20 protein-coding genes are annotated in these 18819 nt (G+C 62.9%); 6 read left to right on the top strand and 14 right to left on the bottom strand.

Going from position 1 to position 18819, the window contains the following annotated elements; translation table 11 throughout:
• Positions 1–41: 41 nt before the first annotated feature.
• Complete coding sequence (locus tag ACR3EN_RS07215) at positions 42–752, top strand: AzlC family ABC transporter permease (protein ID WP_480823484.1); 711 nt, start codon at positions 42–44, stop codon at positions 750–752.
• Positions 749–1081, top strand: coding sequence for an AzlD domain-containing protein (locus ACR3EN_RS07210; protein ID WP_480823482.1), 333 nt, complete (start codon positions 749–751; stop codon positions 1079–1081). Before ACR3EN_RS07215 ends, ACR3EN_RS07210 begins: the two co-directional genes overlap by 4 nt.
• Here ACR3EN_RS07210 and ACR3EN_RS07205 read toward each other — a convergent pair.
• The 7 genes from ACR3EN_RS07205 to ACR3EN_RS07175 form a co-directional block, all read right to left on the bottom strand.
• Positions 1070–1702, bottom strand: coding sequence for a hypothetical protein (locus ACR3EN_RS07205; RefSeq protein WP_480823480.1), 633 nt, complete (start codon positions 1700–1702; stop codon positions 1070–1072). The two genes, ACR3EN_RS07210 and ACR3EN_RS07205, sit on opposite strands and share 12 nt — an antisense overlap.
• Before the next feature lie 21 nt (positions 1703–1723).
• Positions 1724–1858, bottom strand: coding sequence for an aa3-type cytochrome c oxidase subunit IV (locus tag ACR3EN_RS07200; RefSeq protein WP_480531848.1), 135 nt, complete (start codon positions 1856–1858; stop codon positions 1724–1726).
• Between the two features lie 68 nt (positions 1859–1926).
• The gene (locus ACR3EN_RS07195) at positions 1927–2481 is read right to left on the bottom strand and encodes a hypothetical protein (RefSeq protein WP_480823478.1); all 555 of its coding nucleotides are present in this window, start codon (positions 2479–2481) and stop codon (positions 1927–1929) included.
• A complete protein-coding gene (locus ACR3EN_RS07190; RefSeq protein WP_480823476.1) occupies positions 2468–4306 on the bottom strand; it encodes a glycerophosphodiester phosphodiesterase family protein in 1839 nt (612 codons plus the stop codon). Before ACR3EN_RS07190 ends, ACR3EN_RS07195 begins: the two co-directional genes overlap by 14 nt.
• A 64-nt stretch (positions 4307–4370) precedes the next feature.
• Positions 4371–4823, bottom strand: a complete 453-nt coding sequence (locus tag ACR3EN_RS07185; protein WP_480531842.1) for a DUF6173 family protein — start codon at positions 4821–4823, stop codon at positions 4371–4373.
• A 5-nt stretch (positions 4824–4828) separates the two neighbouring features.
• Positions 4829–5875, bottom strand: a complete 1047-nt coding sequence (locus tag ACR3EN_RS07180; protein ID WP_480870794.1) for an MBL fold metallo-hydrolase — start codon at positions 5873–5875, stop codon at positions 4829–4831.
• Complete coding sequence (locus tag ACR3EN_RS07175; protein WP_480823472.1) at positions 5875–7578, bottom strand: acyl-CoA dehydrogenase family protein; 1704 nt, start codon at positions 7576–7578, stop codon at positions 5875–5877. The genes ACR3EN_RS07180 and ACR3EN_RS07175 overlap by 1 nt, the downstream gene beginning before the upstream one ends.
• 133 nt (positions 7579–7711) lie before the next feature.
• Here ACR3EN_RS07175 and ACR3EN_RS07170 point away from each other — a divergent pair, with 133 nt between their 5' ends.
• The gene (locus tag ACR3EN_RS07170) at positions 7712–8659 is read left to right on the top strand and encodes an L-threonylcarbamoyladenylate synthase (RefSeq protein ID WP_480823470.1); all 948 of its coding nucleotides are present in this window, start codon (positions 7712–7714) and stop codon (positions 8657–8659) included.
• Here the strand turns inward: ACR3EN_RS07170 and ACR3EN_RS07165 are convergent.
• Positions 8656–9210, bottom strand: a complete 555-nt coding sequence (locus ACR3EN_RS07165; protein ID WP_480823468.1) for a YqgE/AlgH family protein — start codon at positions 9208–9210, stop codon at positions 8656–8658. The genes ACR3EN_RS07170 and ACR3EN_RS07165 overlap by 4 nt on opposite strands.
• 148 nt (positions 9211–9358) lie before the next feature.
• Between ACR3EN_RS07165 and ACR3EN_RS07160 the strand changes: the two genes are divergently transcribed.
• Entirely contained in the window at positions 9359–10171 is an 813-nt protein-coding gene (locus tag ACR3EN_RS07160) for a protein-disulfide reductase DsbD domain-containing protein (protein ID WP_480823466.1), read from the top strand.
• Between the two features lie 5 nt (positions 10172–10176).
• Complete coding sequence (locus tag ACR3EN_RS07155; RefSeq protein ID WP_480823464.1) at positions 10177–10611, top strand: NUDIX hydrolase; 435 nt, start codon at positions 10177–10179, stop codon at positions 10609–10611.
• On the opposite strand, the gene ACR3EN_RS07150 is transcribed toward ACR3EN_RS07155, so the two are convergent.
• From ACR3EN_RS07150 to ACR3EN_RS07125, 6 genes are all read right to left on the bottom strand, one after another.
• On the bottom strand, positions 10591–13992 hold the full coding sequence (locus ACR3EN_RS07150; protein ID WP_480823462.1) for an efflux RND transporter permease subunit: 3402 nt from the start codon (positions 13990–13992) through the stop codon (positions 10591–10593). The two genes, ACR3EN_RS07155 and ACR3EN_RS07150, sit on opposite strands and share 21 nt — an antisense overlap.
• A 5-nt stretch (positions 13993–13997) precedes the next feature.
• Positions 13998–15449, bottom strand: coding sequence for an efflux RND transporter periplasmic adaptor subunit (locus ACR3EN_RS07145; protein WP_480823460.1), 1452 nt, complete (start codon positions 15447–15449; stop codon positions 13998–14000).
• Positions 15450–15553: 104 nt separating this feature from the next.
• Complete coding sequence (gene moaB / locus ACR3EN_RS07140; RefSeq protein ID WP_480823458.1) at positions 15554–16096, bottom strand: molybdenum cofactor biosynthesis protein B; 543 nt, start codon at positions 16094–16096, stop codon at positions 15554–15556.
• 6 nt (positions 16097–16102) lie between these two features.
• Complete coding sequence (locus ACR3EN_RS07135; RefSeq protein ID WP_480823456.1) at positions 16103–16723, bottom strand: LysE family translocator; 621 nt, start codon at positions 16721–16723, stop codon at positions 16103–16105.
• The gene (locus ACR3EN_RS07130; protein ID WP_480823454.1) at positions 16720–17319 is read right to left on the bottom strand and encodes a metallophosphoesterase family protein; all 600 of its coding nucleotides are present in this window, start codon (positions 17317–17319) and stop codon (positions 16720–16722) included. The genes ACR3EN_RS07135 and ACR3EN_RS07130 overlap by 4 nt, the downstream gene beginning before the upstream one ends.
• Positions 17316–18083 (bottom strand): uracil-DNA glycosylase, encoded by a 768-nt coding sequence (locus ACR3EN_RS07125; RefSeq protein ID WP_480823684.1) that lies wholly within the window; start codon positions 18081–18083, stop codon positions 17316–17318. Before ACR3EN_RS07125 ends, ACR3EN_RS07130 begins: the two co-directional genes overlap by 4 nt.
• A gap of 73 nt (positions 18084–18156) precedes the next feature.
• On the opposite strand from ACR3EN_RS07125, the gene ACR3EN_RS07120 reads away from it, so the two are divergent.
• On the top strand, positions 18157–18783 hold the full coding sequence (locus tag ACR3EN_RS07120) for a scavenger receptor class F, member 2 (RefSeq protein WP_480843527.1): 627 nt from the start codon (positions 18157–18159) through the stop codon (positions 18781–18783).
• Positions 18784–18819: the final 36 nt, after the last annotated feature.

The raw sequence follows: 18819 nt of genomic DNA, 5'->3' as shown, positions 1-18819 counted from the left end.
CAAGACGTCTACTGCTGCATGCGTCACCATAGGATTTAGCCATGGCCTCTGCCACATCCAAGTCATACTTCTGGAAAGGTTTTCGCGACGGGACGCCCTTCGTGTTTATTGCGGTGCCCTTCGGTCTGCTGTTCGGTGTATTTGCCGCCGAGGCCGGGTTGAATGTCGCCCAAACCATGGCCTTTTCGGCCACTGTTTTTGCCGGGGCGGCACAGTTCACCGCGCTGCAACTCCTGCAGGACAATACGCCGACACTCATCGTGCTGATCTCGGCATTGGCAGTGAACCTGCGGGTGGCCATGTATTCGGCCTCGCTGACGCCGTTTCTGGGGGCGGCACCGTTGTGGCAGCGGGCTTGCGCGGCCTATCTGATCGTGGATCAATCTTATGCCTGTTCAATCGTGCAGTTCGAGAAAGAGCCGCGCATGACCGTGCCCCAGCGCATGATCTATTTCGTCGGATCGGTGACACCGATTACGCCGCTGTGGATATTGGGCACGTATCTCGGGGCCGTTCTTGGGGCGCAGATACCGGAAAGCTGGGCGCTGGATTTTGCCCTGCCAATCACGTTTCTGGCGATGATTGGGCCGATGATGCGCACGCTGGCCCATGTGGTGGCTGCGCTGGTTGCCATCGTGGTCGCCCTGCTGACCGTTGCAGTGCCGTTCAATCTGGGCCTGCTGATCGCGGGAACGGTAGGGATGATCGCGGGCGCACAGACCGAGCTGATGCTGGAGCGGAGCAAACCATGACCCAGATTGACGCTACGACCATATGGATCATCATCGCAGGGCTGGCCATTGGCAGCTATTTGCTGCGCTTCACCTTCATCGGATTGGTCGGGGATCGCCCGATGCCACCCTGGCTGCTGCGCCACCTGCGCTATACGGCGGTGGCCATCATTCCTGCGCTGATCGCGCCCTTGGTTGTGTGGCCTTCGGCCACGGACGGACAACCGAACCTGCCGCGCATGGCAGCAGCAGCGGTGGCGTTGACGGTTGGGTACGTCACAAAAAACGTGCTGGCCGCGATTTTCAGCGGGGCCGCCACGCTCTACGGTCTGCTTTATCTAGTTGGTTGAGGCTGCTTCAAGCTGGTTCAGGCGCGCGTTGTTCTCTGCAAGGCCCTGCTGCAGATCAGCCGAGTCGCTCTCGCGGTACTCGGTGGTGACGACACCTGGAAGCTGGCCGAACTGATCCGACAGTTTGACAGGGTAGAAAGTGGTGCTGATCTGCTCGAACCCCGGAACCTGCTGCAATAGCTGCGCGGTCGAATTGGCGCAGAATGCCCCGGCCACCGGACCCATTTGCTTGGCCAATTGCAACGCGATCTCGGCCTGCTGCGGGGTGACTTCGATGGTCTGGATGCGCGCATAGTGCGTCTCGCGCGCGTGGCTGCTGCGGTAGGCGCGCTCGACATTTGGCGTGATGCCATAGAGCACATCGTTCCTGATTGGCACCACATCGGCCCGGAAAGAGCCCGCAGGATCGAAGATCACCCGTTCGCTGCCACTGATCATAAGCGACGTATGTGCGCCCGACCCGGTGCGGGTGCTGATCATCGTATATAACGTCAGCGTCGATGGCCCGGGATCACGATAAGATCGGGCAACAATCTCGGATGGATCAGCCTGCGGGCGTTGCGATCCCGCGCAGCCCGCAACCGTTACTGCCAGCAGGCAGGCTATCAGTATCCTGAACACGTCAGCGCGCTACGCTACGGATCAGGCCGCAAAAACCGCCAGGAAGATACAGAGGAAGACAATCGCCACCACGCACCATGTGGTGAACTTGACGAACCCGTCAAAGGTTTTGGTTTGGACGGTGATGTCCATTTCGCCGTGCTTGTGATCAGCCATGTGTCTCAGAATCCCAATTCGCGTGTTTGAAATGTTGGATAATGCAAAATTCCGGGCCTGTCACGACGTCATTCGCGCGCAGTCGGGTCAAAGATTGTGCAGCCCGGATAGCCGAACCCCCAGCGCCACGGCAGCCCGCTGCAGGGGCCACCGCCAAAGCGGACGGCCATGAACATCGCCTCGGACGTGATCGAATGGACCGAGCGGATCTGGTCCGGCGTCATGTCGTAGCGTTCGGCATAATCCTCGACATGGGTTTCGCCATGGGCTGCGACGCAGGCCCTGAGCGCGTCATCGGCGGCGAGGCGGGCGTTGAAACTGGCATCGGCCTGCGTGGCGCTGCCTGCATTGTGATAGGCGCGGTCATGGGTGACGCAGCAGTATTCCCACGGCGGATGCGCCTCATAAAGCAGGCTGAACTTGGGGAAGGTCTCGGCCACCAGCCGCCAGCTTGAAGACAGCCCGCCCGAGCAGCCATCGGTTTCAAACGGCGTCAACTCGGCGTCGCCGGCCTTGGCCATCAGCGCCCGATGCGCGGGCATTTCGACGCTGCGCATCAGGTCCTGCGCGGTGGCAGGCAGCGCACAACCGACCATCAAAGCGGCGTACTTAAGGGCTTTCATCGCGCATTTCCGAGGTATCGACCGACATCCCGAAGGTCGTCGCCAGCCACAGCATGATCCGCTCACCCGGGCCCATTTCGGCGCGGACGCGCAACACTTCACGGGCCATCGCGGGGCGGTCGGTGATCAGCCCATCGACGCCCATCGAGGCCATCGCTGACATTTGCAGCGGATCGTTCACGGTCCAGACATAGATCTCCTTGCCCGCCTCATGGACCGAGCGGATCAGGCCCGGCGTCACCGTCGCCGCGTTCACGGCAACGAAATCACCATCCAACCCCGACAGATCGCCGACGGCAGTCGCGGCCAGAACCCCGGCACGCCAATCCGGGCGCAGCGCTTTCATCTTCTGCACCGCGGGGTATTTCAGCGACATGGTGGCGATGTCATCCTGCATATCCAGTTCTTCGACAATCGCCGCCACGCGGTTTTCAAGATCGACATCATGGCCATAATATTTCAGCTCGATGATGACCTTGGACTTGCCCTTGGCGGCCTCCAGCACATCGCGCAGCGTGGGCGTCCGTTCCGAGGCATATTGCGGGTCGAACCAGCTGCCGATATCGATCTCGGCCACATCCTCCATCGTTGCGTCCCAGACCTTGAGGGGCACGCCCGCCAGCTTCATGAAATCGCTGTCATGGGCGATGATGACCACATCATCCGCCGTTTCCTGCACGTCAATCTCGACCCAGTCGGCGCCGTCCTCGATGGCTTTGACAACCGCTGCCATAGTGTTTTCCGGCCGGATCGCTGCCGCGCCCCGGTGACCGATGACATCTGCATGATCAGGGGCCTGAATACGCTCCAGCAGCTCTTGCCCAGACCAGAGGCCGATCAGAACCGCAACGGCGGCCCCGCCCACCACGGCATAAAGCGGCGCGCGCAGGTTACCCGGTTCGGGATGCGGAACCTCTCGTCCCTCGGTGTCGAAGAAGCCATCCAGCAGCACCGCCAGCGCGCCCAGCGCAATGGCCGCCAGCACTAGCCCCGCCAATGACCACAGGCCCGCGATGATCAGGCTGAGGATCAGCGCAAACCGCAGATTGGTACCCTGTTCCAGCGGAATGAGGTCAAAAAGCACCCCGACCACAGCGGCAATCAACGCGGCAATCACAACACGCAGCACAAGCCAGACGCCCAGCTGGATTTTCAGCCGCCCGCGCCGGCCTTCCATGCGCTCTGCGCTGATCGAAAACGCCTCGGCCGGTTTGGCCCCCTCAAACAGCACCAGATGCAGCGCCAGCGCCCAAGCGGAAAGTCTGCGGATCAGAACCCAGGCGAGGCACAGAACAACAACGCCGATCAGCCCCACCGCGACCCAGAAAGAGGGCGGGTGGAAGGTGAGGTAATAGTTGATGTCGTATTCCGTCAGCATCCACCATGCGATCAGGCCTGCCACCGCAACAAAGGGCAACGCCAGCACCAGAACACGCAGGATGAAGCGGGCGGCAAACGCAAAGAGCGCAGGTATCCGTGTCAGGATCAACCGGATCGAGGCGCTGCCCGCGCGCCACGGATCGCTTTCGCCCATGCGCAGCGACCCGGCCATGACGGAAAAGACAAAGACCTCGGCCAGCAGAAACAGGCTGAGCACCGCTACCGCCGCGATGAAGCCTGCAGGCGACAGCAGGAACATGGCGATATCCTGATCGGTCAGCGCCGATTGATCCGACAGGGACACCGCCAGATTAACCGCGATCGCAACGCCCGGTGCGATCAGGGCCACCAGCAGCAATCGTACCGCTATATAGATCGGCACAAAGACGCGCCGTCGCGCCCATGCGCCGCGATAGGCGGTTGTAACGGCTGAGAAATTGGTCACGCGGCACTCCCTTAAATGACAGTCTCATTCAAGGCTGCGCAGACATGAATTGCAAGGGTGCGCGTCAGCTTTCTTCGAGGTCGGCTGCCAGCCGGAAACCGATGCGATTGGCCGGTTTGTTCTCGACCACCTTGGGCAGCGCGCGCAGCATCACGTTCAACTGGCTGACATGCTGGACCAGCTGCGTTTTGGCCCCGCCGCCATCCGAGCCGTAGAAGGTGATGATATCGGGATCGAAATAGCCCATGCCCTCGATCCGCATCACGCCCGCATCGCCGCCAGTGAACCCCATTGCGACCTCGTGGTCACCGTCCAGCGTCTTCTCGAAATTCTGAATGTACATGATCAGCCGCTCATAGGCCCATTGCGCGGGGCTTTTGGTCTCAACCGGTTTTTGCAAGGGCTTGGGCAGATCCTTGTTGCCCGAGGCGGTCTCTGGGTTGGCGTGGACCTCGTAACAACGTGGCAACGCCGCGGATTCTGCGGCCTCGGCCGAGGTTTCGATCTGGTCCTGCATCGCTGTTACCCTTTGCGCTGATACTCCCACGCCCCGTCCGCGCGACGCGTCCGGGTGACAGCTCCAATGTGGTAGAGATGGTTCATATGTGCAACCGCCTCGACCAGCGCGAGGCCGTATTCGCCGCCCTTGATCTGGCGCTTGAACAGCGGGGCGAAACACTCGGCGGCGGTTTTAGGCTGATCGAGATCGGCCAAAAGGCGTTCGAGCGCGCCGTGATGGTTGTCGATCAGTTGCCGCATCCGAATGGGTAGCCCGGTGAAGGGCAGCTTGTGCCCGCCCAGCACCAGATGATCGGGCCGGGCCAGAGGTTGCAGACGCTCGCAGGCCTCAAGCCAGTCGGCGACGGGATCAGCCATCGGCTCGGTCGCGTAAACGCCCAGATTCGAGCTGATCGAGCTGAGAATCTGGTCCCCGGTCAGCACCAGATTGTCATCGCGGCTCCAGAAGGTGCAATGTTCGGGCGCGTGGCCATTGCCCATATGCACGTCCCAGTCGCGCCCGCCCATGCGGAACACATCGCCCTGCTTGATGCGGGTAAAGCCCAGCGGCATGGGATAGACGGTGTCAGCGAAGTTAAAGGGGCGCTCGGCCATCCGACCGGCCAGCACATCCGCGTCCATCCCGGCGCTGCGGTAGTAATCCAGCGTTTCCTTCGGCCAGTTCTCTTGCACGTCCAGCGTCAGCATACGGGCGAACAGCCACGCGGTGCGGCTGGTGACCAGTTCTGCGCCATGCTCGGTCTGGAACCAGCCCGCATTGCCCACATGGTCGGGGTGGTGATGGGTCACGACCACGCGATGGACGGGCTTGCCTGCCAAAGGCCCCCCGATCAGCGTCTGCCAGATACCGCGCGTTTTCTTCGAGGACAGCCCGGTATCGACCACGGTCCAGCCATCGCCATCATCCAGCGCATATACATTCACATGATCCAGCGCCATGGGCAGAGGCAACCGTATCCACAGGACTCCCTCGGCGACCTGCGTCCACTCACCCGGCGCGGGCGGTTCGGTCCATGGGTAGCGCATCACCTGAGGTCCCTCGCCGTCCATCAAACCACCAACTCCTCGGCGCTGAGCGCATAGAGGTCATCGGCCCCGTTCTGCGCCTGCGCCAAGAGGCCCGTGTGTTCCGGCAGCAGCGCGTTGATGTAGAACCGCGCCAGCTTGGCACGCGGGCCATCTGGATCGGCCAAAGCCGCAGACAGGTGATAATGCCCGCCCAGAACCCGCGCGAAGGCCTTGAGATACGCAGTCGCCCCAGCGAAACGGTTGTTCATGTCCGACTGCGCCACCAGCCATTCGGTCGCCTCGCGCAGGGACTCGGTGGCCTCCCACACCGGACCGGCGAGTTCCGGCATCGTGGCGCGGGCCTTTTCGGCCTGATCCTCGATCTCGTCCAGAAGGTTCGAAGCCGCCTCGCCCCCGTCCATCATCTTGCGGGCAACAAGGTCCATGGCCTGAACGCCGTTGGTGCCCTCATAGATCGCGGTCACGCGGACATCGCGGTAATACTGCGCGGCGCCGGTTTCTTCGATGACCCCCATGCCGCCATGCACCTGCACCCCGGTTTCCGAGACACGCATCCCGGTCTCAGCCCCGAATGCCTTGCAGATCGGCGTCAACAGGGCTGCTCGTGCTGCCCAATCGGCATCGCCCGTGGCCTGCGCCATGTCGATCGCAGCGGCATTCGCCAGCATGATCGCCCGCGCCGCAAACACATCCGCGCGCATCGACATCAGCATCCGCCGCACATCCGCATGGTCGACGATCGTGCCCGAGGGTGTCTTGCCCTGTTTGCGCTCTAACGCATAGGACAGCGCGTGCTGATAGGCCGCTTCGGCCACGCCGACACCTTCGCCACCCACGCCGAGACGCGCGTTGTTCATCATGGTGAACATCGCAGCCATGCCGCCATGCTCTTGACCGATCAGCCAGCCCTTGGCCCCGTCATACTGCATCACGCAGGTGGGCGAGCCGTGCAGGCCCATCTTGTGTTCCAGCGAGACCACCTTCAGGTCATTCGCAACGCCAGGATTGCCGTTTTCATCGGGGATGAATTTCGGCACCAGAAACAGCGAAATCCCCTTGGTACCGGGCACGCCATCGGGCAGGCGGGCCAGAACCAGATGGCAGACATTCTCGGTAAAATCGTTGTCGCCCCACGAGATGTAAATCTTCTGCCCCGTGACCGAATAGGTGCCGTCGCCGTTATCCTCTGCCTTCGAGATCAACGCCCCCACATCCGTTCCGGCCTGCGGTTCGGTCAGGTTCATGGTGCCAGACCATTCCCCGGCCATCATCTTGGGCAGGTAGAGCGCCTTCAGCTCGTCGCTGGCGTGATGCTCCAGCGCCTCGATCTGGCCTTGAGTCATCAAGGGGGCCAGTTGTAGCGACAGGCAGGCGGCGCTCATCATCTCGTTCACTGCGGTGGTCATGGTCATGGGCAGGCCCATGCCGCCATATTCGGGGTCCCCGCTCATCCCGACCCAGCCGCCTTCGGCGATCGCCTTCCATCCGTCAGCATAGCCCGGAGAGCTGCGCAGCACACCGCTTTCCAGCCGCGCCGGTTCCAGATCACCGGGGCGCTGCAGAGGGGCCAGGACCTCTTCGCACATCTTGCCGGCTTCGGTCAGAATGGCGCTGACCACATCCGCGCTGGCTTCCGAGAATTTCTCGGTCGCAGCGATCTGGTCGAAACCGATCACGTTGCGGAACAGGAATTCATAATCGGAGATCGGGGCGCGATAGGGCATGGGTTCCCTCTGGGTTCTTGCATCTTCGGTGCGTGGGGTTGGAATCCCGGCCTCACACCGGTATTCATCTGGGCTGGCACGATTACCTACCGTTACCTGATCATCACGCAACCAAAACGCGGCGTCACGACCTATGACCTTTCTCGGCACTCATGACTTATCGGCAGACCCCGATGGCATCGCCCATGCCGCCGATCTGCTGCGGCAGGGCCAGTTGGTCGCCTTCCCGACCGAGACGGTCTACGGACTGGGCGGCGATGCGCGAAACGGAGAGGCCGTCGCGGCGATCTATGAGGCGAAGGGGCGGCCCAGTTTCAACCCGCTGATCGCGCATGTCGCCTCGGTCGAGACCGCGAAACGGTTCGTGGACTGGACCGATCAGGCAGAGCAACTGGCGCAGGCTTTCTGGCCGGGGCCCCTTACGCTGGTCCTGGCGCTGCGGGAAGGCCATGGGATATCCTCGCTGGTCACGGCTGGGCTGGATACGTTGGCTGTTCGCGTGCCCGCACATCCCACCGCCCGCGCCTTGCTGGCGGCGTTTGATGGCCCGGTGGCGGCGCCCTCGGCCAATCCGTCGGGCCAGATCAGCCCCACCACCGCGGCCCATGTCCGGACAGGACTGGATGGGCGCATTGCCGCCATTCTGGATGATGGCCCCTGCGGCGTCGGGCTTGAATCCACCATCGTCGGACTGGCCGGTGCCCCTGCCCTGCTGCGCCCGGGTGGTGTTGCGCTGGAACAGATCGAGGACGTTCTGCAGACGGAACTGCATCACCACCAGCCCGGAGACCTGCTGACTGCGCCGGGGCAGTTGCAATCCCACTATGCGCCGGATGCGCCCGTGCGTCTGAACGCCGAATCGCGCCAAGGGGATGAAGTTCTGCTGGGCTTTGGTCCTGTTGCCTGCGATCTGAACCTGTCCGAAACGGCCAGTCTGCCCGAAGCCGCCGCCAATCTATTCGCAGCCTTGCATGAACTGAACGAAACTTGTCGCCCGATTGCTGTGTCTCCGATTCCCGATCACGGGCTGGGCGCAGCTATCAACGACCGCCTGCGCCGCGCCGCCGCGCCGCGCGACTAGGCCCGCCCTGCGCTGGCGGACAGCGTCAACGGATCGACCCCGAGGGTGGCCAAAGCCGCCTCCCATTTCTCATCATCGGGCACGTCGAAGACCAGTTTCGACGACGCCTCGGTCGTCAGCCAGCCATTCATGGCGATCTCATCCTCAAGCTGATCGGGCCCCCAGCCGGAATAACCCAGCGTCAGCATCGAATTCAGCGGACCCTTGCCCGAGGCCAGATCCTCAAGCACATCCAGCGTCGCGGTCATGCTGAAATCATCGGCGATCTGCATCGAATGCAGGTTCGCATCGTAATCCGAGCTATGCAGGACAAAGCCGCGCGACATCTCGACCGGTCCGCCGAACTGCACCAGACGCTCGCCCACCACCGGGATGCGGCAAGGGATATTCAGCTGTTCAAGCAGGGTCTTGATCCGCAAGTCCGAGGGTTTGTTGATGATCAGTCCCATCGCGCCATCGTCGCCATGGCTGCAGATATACACGACCGAATGCTCGAATCGGGGATCGCCCATGCCGGGCATCGCAATCAACAGTTTTCCCGTAAGGTCCATCAGCAGACATCTCTTGCGTTCTGGGGTGGCCCTAGAATGCCCCCGAGGGCCGGGGAATGGCAAGGGACCAGCCGGGATTTCCGCGCATTTCAGTGAAGTGACCGGAACGTGACTTGGCATTCACGCCCGGAATGCGCATGTTCTTGCTATGAAGACGCATTTGAAATCCGCCGCGACAATTATGGCCGCCAGCTTTTGTTTTGGCACCCCAGCGCTTGCGCAGGGGGTTGGCAATCTTGTTCAGCTTGAAGTGCTGGATGGCGGCAAGACCGCCAATGGCACCTATCAGGGGGCCTTGCGTCTGACGCTGAAAGACGGCTGGAAAACTTACTGGCGCGCGCCGGGCGATGCGGGCATTCCGCCGCAGTTTGACTGGAACGGGTCCGGCAATGTCGCCGATATCGCCATCACTTGGCCCGCGCCCAGCGTGTTTGACCAGAACGGGCTGCGGTCAGTCGGATATGAGGATCAACTGGTTCTGCCGGTCGAGATTACACCCAAAAATCCTGCCAAGCCTGTGCGCCTGCGCGGCGAGATGGATCTGGGCGTCTGCAAGGATGTCTGCGTGCCCGGTCAGCTGGATTTCGATCATACGCTGGACGCCGAGGCCGGACGCAATCCGGCCATCGCCGCCGCCCTCGCCCAGCGCCCGTTTTCCGAGCGTGAGGCCGGTGTGGCGAACACAACCTGCCGTCTGACGCCCACAGCCGACGGGATGCAGATCGAAGCGCATATCACCATGCCCTCGGCAGGCGGGGCCGAGTTCGCCGTGATCGAGCCGGGCAATCCGACGCTCTGGGCATCGCAGCCAGAGACGCATCGTCAGGGCAACACGCTGGTTGCCAGTTCCGAGGTCATCAGCGCCTCGGGCGGACCCTTTGCGCTGGATCGGTCCGAGGTGCGGATCACCGTTCTGGGCGCGAACCACGCGGTCGACATTCAGGGGTGCAGCGCAGGCTGACCGGGATGAGCCAAACCCCAAAGATTGGTGCCTTGGCCGTTGTGCTTCACGACGGCCAAGTGCTGCTGGTTCAGCGCAGCAAGCAACCCGATGCGGGGCTGTGGGGGTTTCCCGGCGGCCATGTGGAATGGGGCGAAACCGTTCTGGACGCCGCCGCCCGCGAGTTGCGGGAAGAGACCGGTGTGATTGCCGATCCTGTGACCTATCTCGATAATCTCGACCTGCTGCTGCGGGGGGAGGATGGGCAGGTGCGGGCGCATTACCTGCTTGTGGGCGTCGCCTGCCGTTATGTCTCGGGTACGCCGGTTGCGGCGGATGACGCGCGGGATGCGCGGTGGTTTCCGGTGGATCAGATCATCACGGGCGGTCTTCCGATGAGCGACCGGGTGCCCGACCTGCTGCGGCTTGCGATCACCCGGTCAGGCCTCGGCCCGACCTGACAGGCGCGCATAGAGCAGGCTGGACAGCAGCACACCCAGCAGCAGGATCACGGTTGCCCCGGCGGCGAAAACGCCAAAACCCATCTGCAAAATACTCGGACCTTCGGTTGTCGGGTAAAAGCCGGAAAGCACCGCCAAGGGCGCCCCGGTCACCGCAGGCCAAAGCATCGACGCCCCCAGCCAGACCGCCAGCGCCGCAGCCGTCGCGCGCACGGCATTGCGCACCACCCGATCCGGCGCGCGCAGGGCACGCCGCATCGACGTCATCGGGCGCGAGACATCATTCAGGATACCCAGCAACGCGGGCACCAGCAGCAGGATCAGGGCCATGCCAAAGCCCAGCCCATAGACCAGAGTGATCACCGTCGGCTTCAGAAACTGCGCCTGTTGCGAGCTTTCATACATAAGCGGCGTCAGCCCCAGCACCGTGGTCAGCGTCGTCAGCATCACGGGCCGCAACCGGTCTGCCGTGCCCTCGACAATCGACGGCACCAGCCCGCGTTCCTGTTGGTATCCATCAATCGTGGTCACCAGAACAATCGAGTCGTTGATGATGATCCCCGTCATGCCCAGCAGGCCAACAACGGTGAACATACTCAGCGGCACGCCCCAAAGGTAATGCCCCCAGATCGCACCTACGAGGCCGAAGGGTATGATCGCCATAACCACCAAGGGCCGCGTCCAACTTGCGAAGACCCAGGCCAGCACCAGATAGATACCGGTCAGACACAGGATCAGACCGGTGCGCGCCTCGGTCAGGAATTCATCCTCCTGCTCGCTGAGACCTGCCATGCGCCATTCGACCTGACGTTCGGCAGCGATGTTGGGCAGGATTTCTTCCCGCATGGCACGGGCAATCTCGGCAGCCTGCGCCGGATCATCCTCGGAGATATCGCCATTTACCGAGATCACCCGCAGGCCATTTTCGCGCCGCACGGTCGAAAAGCCCGATTTGCGCTCGACCGACACGATATCAGCCAGCGGAACATAAACCCCATCGGGCGTGCGCATCAGTGTGCGTTCAAGGAAGTCGGCGGTCAGTTCACCCTCGGGTAGCTCCACGCGGATTTCGGCGCTGCGCGGGCCATCGGGGAAGGTCGCGGCCTCGATCCCGTTCAGGCGGTTGCGCAGCACCCGGCCCAGCGTCTCGATGCGGAAGCCCAGAGCCTCGCCCTGGGCGGTCAGGTCCAGAATGAACTCTTCCTTGTCATAGGCCAGATTGTCCTCAAGCGCCGAAACCTCTGTGTATTTCGAAAGTTCGGTCTGCAAGTCCTCAGAGGCGGATTTCAATGTGTTCACGTCCGCGCCGTAGAACTGCACGTCAATCGCATCCCCGCCGGGACCCGAGCGCCAGCCGCGGAAGCTGAGCAATTCGACCTTCGGATGGCGAGGCACGAAATCCTGCAGCTCGCCCACGAATTCGAAACTGGAATAGGGGCGCAGGTCAGCGTCTATCAGTTCGATCGAGATGCCGCCCAGCAGGTCGTCATCCTTGCCATCGGCGGCGCGCAATCCGAACCCGGCCGAGCCTCCGACCTCAGCCAGAACGTATTCGATGGGATTGCGCCCATGGCGTTCTTCGTAAATCTGACCCAGTTCCTCGGTGGCCTGCTGGACCATGCGCATCATTTCCAGCGTCTCGGTGCGGGTGGCTCCTTCGACCATGATGAAGTTGCCAGTGACCGAGCCACGTTCAGGCGCGTTGAAGAACCGCCAGTTCACATCACCCCGGATGAACAGCGCGATCTGGCTGGCCAGAATGACCACCATCAGCGCAACAACCACATAGCGCGCCCAGACCACCCAGGCGACCAGCGGGCGGAACAGGTGGTCACGCACCCAGCGGAAGCCCTTGTTCACGACGCGGTTGGGCCAGTCGTACCAATGTTCCTTGGCCGAATGCGCAATGGCATGGGCCATATGATTGGGCAGGATCAGGAAGCATTCGATCAGCGACGCGATCAAGACGGCAATAACGGTGAACGGAATATCTCGGATCAACTCACCGAACCGGCCCCCTATGGCGGTGAGGCCAAAGAAGGCGATGACCGTGGTCACGGTGGCGGCAAACACCGGCATCGCCATCCGGCGGGCGGCGCGTTCGGCGGCCACCATCGGGGCTTCACCCAGACGGCGGGCGCGGAAATCGGCGTGTTCGCCCACAACGATGGCGTCATCGACCACGATGCCCAGCGTGATGATCAGCCCGAACAAGGACACCATGTTCAGCGACAGCCCGCCCAGATACATCAGCGCAATTGCCGCTGACATCGCCACCGGGATACCGGCGGCCACCCAAAACGCGATGCGGGCATTGAGGAACAGGAACAGCAGGCAGACCACCAACCCGAGGCCCACAAGGCCATTGTCGACGAGAATATCCAGACGGTCGGTGATGGCCTGCGCGCGGGTCCGGATCAGCTCGACCGTGATGCCTTCGGGCAGGCTGGCCTGCATCTCGGCCACCACATCCTCGACCGAATGTTGGATGCCAATCGCGTCGCCCAGATTAGACCGGTCGACGCGGATCGACATGGCCGGGTTGTCGCCCACGAAATAGCTGCGATTGCGGGTGACACCCTCGACCCGGATCTGCGCCACATCGCCGACGACCAGTTTTGAACCATCGGCAAAGTTGCGCAGGGCGATGCCTTCGATCTCTTCCGGGGTGCGTTTTTCCGTGCCTGTGCGGATACGGGCATTCGCCCCGGTAACATCACCCGCGGGATTTGCGGTAACCTCGGCGGCGATGGCCTCGGCAATATCCGAAAGCGATATGTCATTGGCGATCAGTTGCGCGGTGGGCACCTCAACCACCACGCGCGGGGCGGCCAGACCCCGGATGGTGGTGCGCGTGACGCCGACAGCGAACAGGCGGCTGATCAGCTCGTCGGTGAATTTGGCCAGTTGCTCGGCCTCGATGGGGCCGGTGATGACCACATCCGTGACGCGGTCGCGCCAAGCCCCGCGTCGGATCGTGGGTTCTTCGGCATCTGCGGGCAGGTTGGTGACGCCGTCAACTGCCGTGCGCACCTCTTCAACGGCGCGGGACATATCCCAGTTGGGCTCAAACTCCAGCCGCACCCGGGCCGAGCCTTCGCGAGAGGTGGATTCGGTGCTGGCCACGCCTTCGACCGCCAAAAGCGCAGGTTCCAGCAATTGGATAATACCGTTGTCGACATCCTCGGGGCCTGCGCCCTCCCATTCGACGTCCACATCAACGCGTTCCAGGATCACATCGGGAAAGAACTGCGCCCGCATGTTCGGGATCGCGGCGACGCCCAGCACCAGCATGACCAGCAGCAGCAGATTGGCCGCCGTCCGGTGCCGGGTGAAGTAACTCAGGATGCCGCCTGCCGCGCTGGGAATGTCGCGGATCATGGCCCTTAACCTCCGGCCCGGGTTTCAAGGCGTCGGACCAGCGCCGCGGGCACTTTTTCCGCGCCGAGCTGCCCCAGAACCTTGGCCTTCTGGGCTTGAGGCATGCCTTCGCTGGCTTCAACCTGCGCCACAAGCTGCGCGCGCTTTTCATCCGAAAGCTCGACCATGCCCGCGGCTTCGGCGTTGGCCTCAACCCGCAAGGGCCGCACCCGCACGCCCGAGCCCAGCAGAGGCGTACGTCCGATCACCACCTCGCGGCCTTCCAGACCGTCGCCGCGCAACAGCACCTCGTCGCCCTGACGGCGGATCAATTGCACGGCCAGCGGTTCCAGCCGATCATCAGGGCCCAGCACCAGCACATTGCCCGCCGCGTCCAGAACCGACGAGGGCAGGCGCACCACGTTGTCCAGCGGCTGCTCTTCGATCGATACCGTGACGAAATCCCCGGGCTTGAACCCCGGCGCATCGTCGAGACGGGCATAGACCAGACGCCCGGTCTGTCCTTCACCCGCCGCCCCGCTGTCGCGGCTGATCCGGCCCGTTGCCGTCAGGTCGGTGCCCGTAACCTCAAGTGAAACGGTGACAGGGGCCGCAATCAGATCACCCTGCGCGTCCAGCAACCGCACGAATTGCGCGGTCGAGACGCGGAACGCGACCTCTAGCGCGTTGGGGTCGACCAGTTCGGCCAGCTTTTCGTTGGCGGCAACCAATCGGCCCTCGACCAGCGTGACCTCTGTCAGCGTGCCGTCAAACCCGGCGTGGATTGTCATATCCTCCAGATCACGTTCTGCACCTTCCAGGGCAATACGCGCCCGCGCCAGCAGGGTCGTTGCCTGATCGACACGCGATTCAGCCTGCGCCAAGGCAATCCGGCTTGCCAAGATGGCCTGACGAGCCGAGGTCGCGGCTAATTCAGCCTCTTCGACACTGGCCGCAGCGCCGACACCGCGCTCTTGCAGGTCCAGCTGCCGCTGCAGCGCACGGTCGCGCAGCTCGGCCTGCGCTTCGGCCGATTTCAACTCATCCTGCGCCAGCAGCAGCGAGCGTTCGGCATCGCGTTCTTCAAACTGAGCATCCAGAAGATCGGATTTGGCGCGATCCAGCGCCGATTGCATATCGGCGGGGTCCAGTTCGACCAACAGCTCACCGGCGGTCACGGTGCCGCCATCTTCGAAATCCTCGGCCAACGATACGACGCGCCCGCCCAAAGCTGCGCGCAGTTCCAGACGGCGGCGGCTTTGCACCTGACCAAACGCTTCCAGATAGGGCGTGACGGTTTCCGCCTCGGCGGTCCGGACGCTCACCGCGAAAATCCGTTCTCGGGCCTGAGGGGGCTTGTCGTCCCGCGTCAGCACATCCTGCACCGCGCCCGAGATCATCTGAGCGGCCACGACCAGAAGGCCCAGCGTCAGAAACGCCAGAAACACCCCAACAAGGCTTTGCCGCAGAAATCGCATCGGTCGTCACCTTTGGTCGCACAAGCTGCCTTCCGCAAAGGTAGCCGGGCCACTAAAAATGCCAAGCCACAAAGCGGTTATGATGTGTTGAACGCAGACCCAGTCTACTTCCGTCGCAGATGTTCGTCCAATCGGGGCATTATTTCCACGAAATTGCAGGGTCGGTGACGGTAATCGAACTGTTTTTCCAGAATCGCGTCCCAGGCGTCCTTGCACGCCCCCGGACTGCCCGGTAACGCAAACAGATAGGTGCCGCCCGCCACACCACCCGTGGCGCGGGATTGCACGGCGGAGGTCCCGATCTTTTCCATCGAGACAATGGTGAAGACAGTGCCAAAGGCCTCGATTTCCTTCTCATAGACGTCCCGGTGTGCTTCAACCGATACATCGCGGCCCGTGAGGCCGGTGCCGCCGGTCGAGATCACGACGTCAATGTCTGGATCGGCAACCCATGCGCGCAACTGGTCGGCGATCTGGTCGCGCTCGTCCTGAATGATCTTGCGATCCGCCACCGAATGCCCCGCCTTTTCGATCCGGTCCACCAGCGTCTGACCCGAGCGGTCCTCGGCCAGCGAGCGTGTATCCGACACGGTCAGAACCGCAATGCGGACAGGAATGAACTCCATGCTTTCATCAATGCGTGACATATGGCGTCAGGCCCTTTCCATAATGGCAAGGCGGATGGCGAGGGCGGCAAAAATCGCTCCGGTCACCCAGCCCATGATGCGCGAGGCGCGCGGGTTTGAAATCAGCAACCGCCCGGCCCCGCCTGCAAACAATCCCACCAGCCCATTCACCACAAAACCGCCCAGCGCGATGATCACGCCGAAGATCAGGAATTGCACCAGAACCGAGCCCTGCGCGGGATCGACAAACTGCGGGATGAAGGCCAGCACGAACAGGATCACCTTGGGGTTGGTCAGGTTCACGATCATCCCGTCCCGAAAGGCGAAATGCGTGGGCTTGGTGGGCGCATCGCCCGAAACCGCCCCGTTCCGGATTGCCCCCCACGCAAGATAGAGCAGATAGGCGACGCCCATCCACCGGATCACATCAAACAGCCACGGCAGCGCAGATACCAGCGCGCCCAGCCCCAGCCCTGCCAGCAGAACATGCACCATCAGGCCGACCGAGACACCTGCGCTGGCCATCAGCGCCGGGCGGGCACCGGACCGCAAGCCCTGCCCAAAGCAGAACATCATATCCGCACCCGGCGTGAAATTCAGGGCCATCGCGGCGGGAATGAAGGCCAGAAGGGTGACCGTGTCGATCATGTGTCCACCTCGAACCAATGCACTTTGGGGCCTAGATTGGCGATCAGGCTGCGCCCGATGGTGCCGCGATAGCCCCAGCTGTCGTGGATATGGCCGCAAAACACATGCGCGGGTTGCAGCCGTTCCACCGCGTCCCGCACCGCAACCGAGCCCACGGACACGCCCTGCGACGTGGTGTCCCCGTGCCCCTTGGGCGGAGAATGCACGATCAGAACATCCGCAGCCTCGCAACGATCCAGCAGCTCGGCGGCCTCAGCCTCGGTCAGGTCACAGGACCAATCCCCAAAGGGCGTCACCGGCACACCGTAGCCCAGACCAAACAGGCGCAAGCCGTCCAGTGTCATGCCTGTCCCGTGCAGAATATGCGCCCCGTCAGGTGCGGCGGCGGTCAGTTCCTCGGCGCTTTCGGCATTTCCGGGGACCAGAACCATTGGCGCTGCAATGCCCGAGAGCATCCCCATCGCCTCGTCCAGACCCTGCCGCCCGTTGCAGAAATCCCCGGCCCCGATGACCAGATCGGCCTGCGCGCTGGCCGCGACCAGATCGGCGGCCCGGTTACGCGCCAGATGCAGGTCCGAGAAAGCCAGAACCCTCATGCCCCGGCCCCCAGCCGCGCTTTCAGCTCCAGCAGATCGGCCCAGGCCTGCCGTTTCATCTGCGGTTGCCGCAGCAGGTAGGCGGGGTGGAACATCGGGATCACCGGCAGGCCCAGCGCCTGATCCCAGTTGCCGCGCAGCCGCGTGATGCCGCGTTTGCCCAGCACCGCCTGACAGCTGATATTGCCCATCACCACCAGAACCTCGGGCTTGGCCAGCGCCACGTGGCGTTCTAGAAAAGGCTTCATCATGCCAATCTCTTCCGGCTTGGGATCCCGGTTCTGCGGAGGCCGCCACGGCAGCACATTGGTGATATAGACGTTCTTGTGCCGGTCCAGATCAATCGCCGCCAGCATCCGGTCCAGCAATTGCCCGGCGCGTCCGACAAAGGGCTTGCCTTCGCGGTCCTCATCCCGGCCCGGAGCCTCACCAATGATCATCACCCGCGCGCCGGGGGTGCCGTCGGCAAACACAAGTTGCTTTGCGCCGCGTTTCAGATCGCACAGGCCAAACGCGTCCATCGCCGCGCGCAATTCCGCCAGCGACCCGGCCGCTTTCGCGGCGTGCTGCGCCACCTCTGCCGGATCGACCTTCTGCGGTGCCTCTGGCGTCACTTGCGCTGCCGCAGGCTTTTTCGCCCTCGGTGCCTTGTCGGGCAAGGCGTAGCGGTCGACCGGCGCGTCGCCGATCGCATCCGTCACGCCCAGCTCAATCTGCCAATCCAGCAGAGCCCGCGCGGTATGATAGTCCAAGCCCGATTCCATAGCCCTCAATCTAACCAACTTTTGACCGAGGGAAAGCGAATAGACCTTGCCACAACGCCGCCACAGGTCGACCATGCAGGAATTCATGTTGATGATCCTGCGAATCCTGCTGATCGGGCTGGTTCTGAACCTTGCCGGTAGCCCGATGCAAGCGAACCCCTTGGACCGGAATGGACAGTGCCGTCCCGGTCAATTGCAATGTGGCCGGGGATGCTGCCCGGCAGGCCAACGCTGCAGCTTTGACGGTCGCTGCATCCCTCCGGGCCACACGTATTGTGGCGGCGGCCGCACCTGCGGCCCGTTCGAACGCTGCGTGGCGCGCGGCACACGTTGCGCGCCTGCCGGGCTGAACAAATGTACATCGCGGCTGGATTGTCCGGGCAGCAGCTTTTGCAATGCGCGCGGCGAATGCGAAAGCACCAGGCCCGAGTTCGACCCCAGCCCGCCGCAAACCTGTGATGACGGGCTGACCTGCGCACGGGGTTCAACCTGCCTGCCGGGCGGCGGGTGCTCGCGTCCAGGCTGGTTCTTGTGCGAAGAAACCGGGTCGCAATGCCGCCCCGGCTTCAAATGCTCGGCCCATCAGGGATGTGTGCCTATCAAGGCCATCGATTGCGGTTACGGCAAATGGTGCAGACCCGGCGAGCAGTGCCTGCCCGATGGCGGATGCGAGAAACTGCCCGACGGCGCCGAACCTTAGGTTGCCTTGACCCGCGCGGCTTTCTATAAGCGGGCC

The sequence above is a fragment of the Ruegeria sp. G7 genome, assembly GCF_056535465.1.
This window is presented reverse-complemented; position numbering and strand designations above follow the sequence as displayed.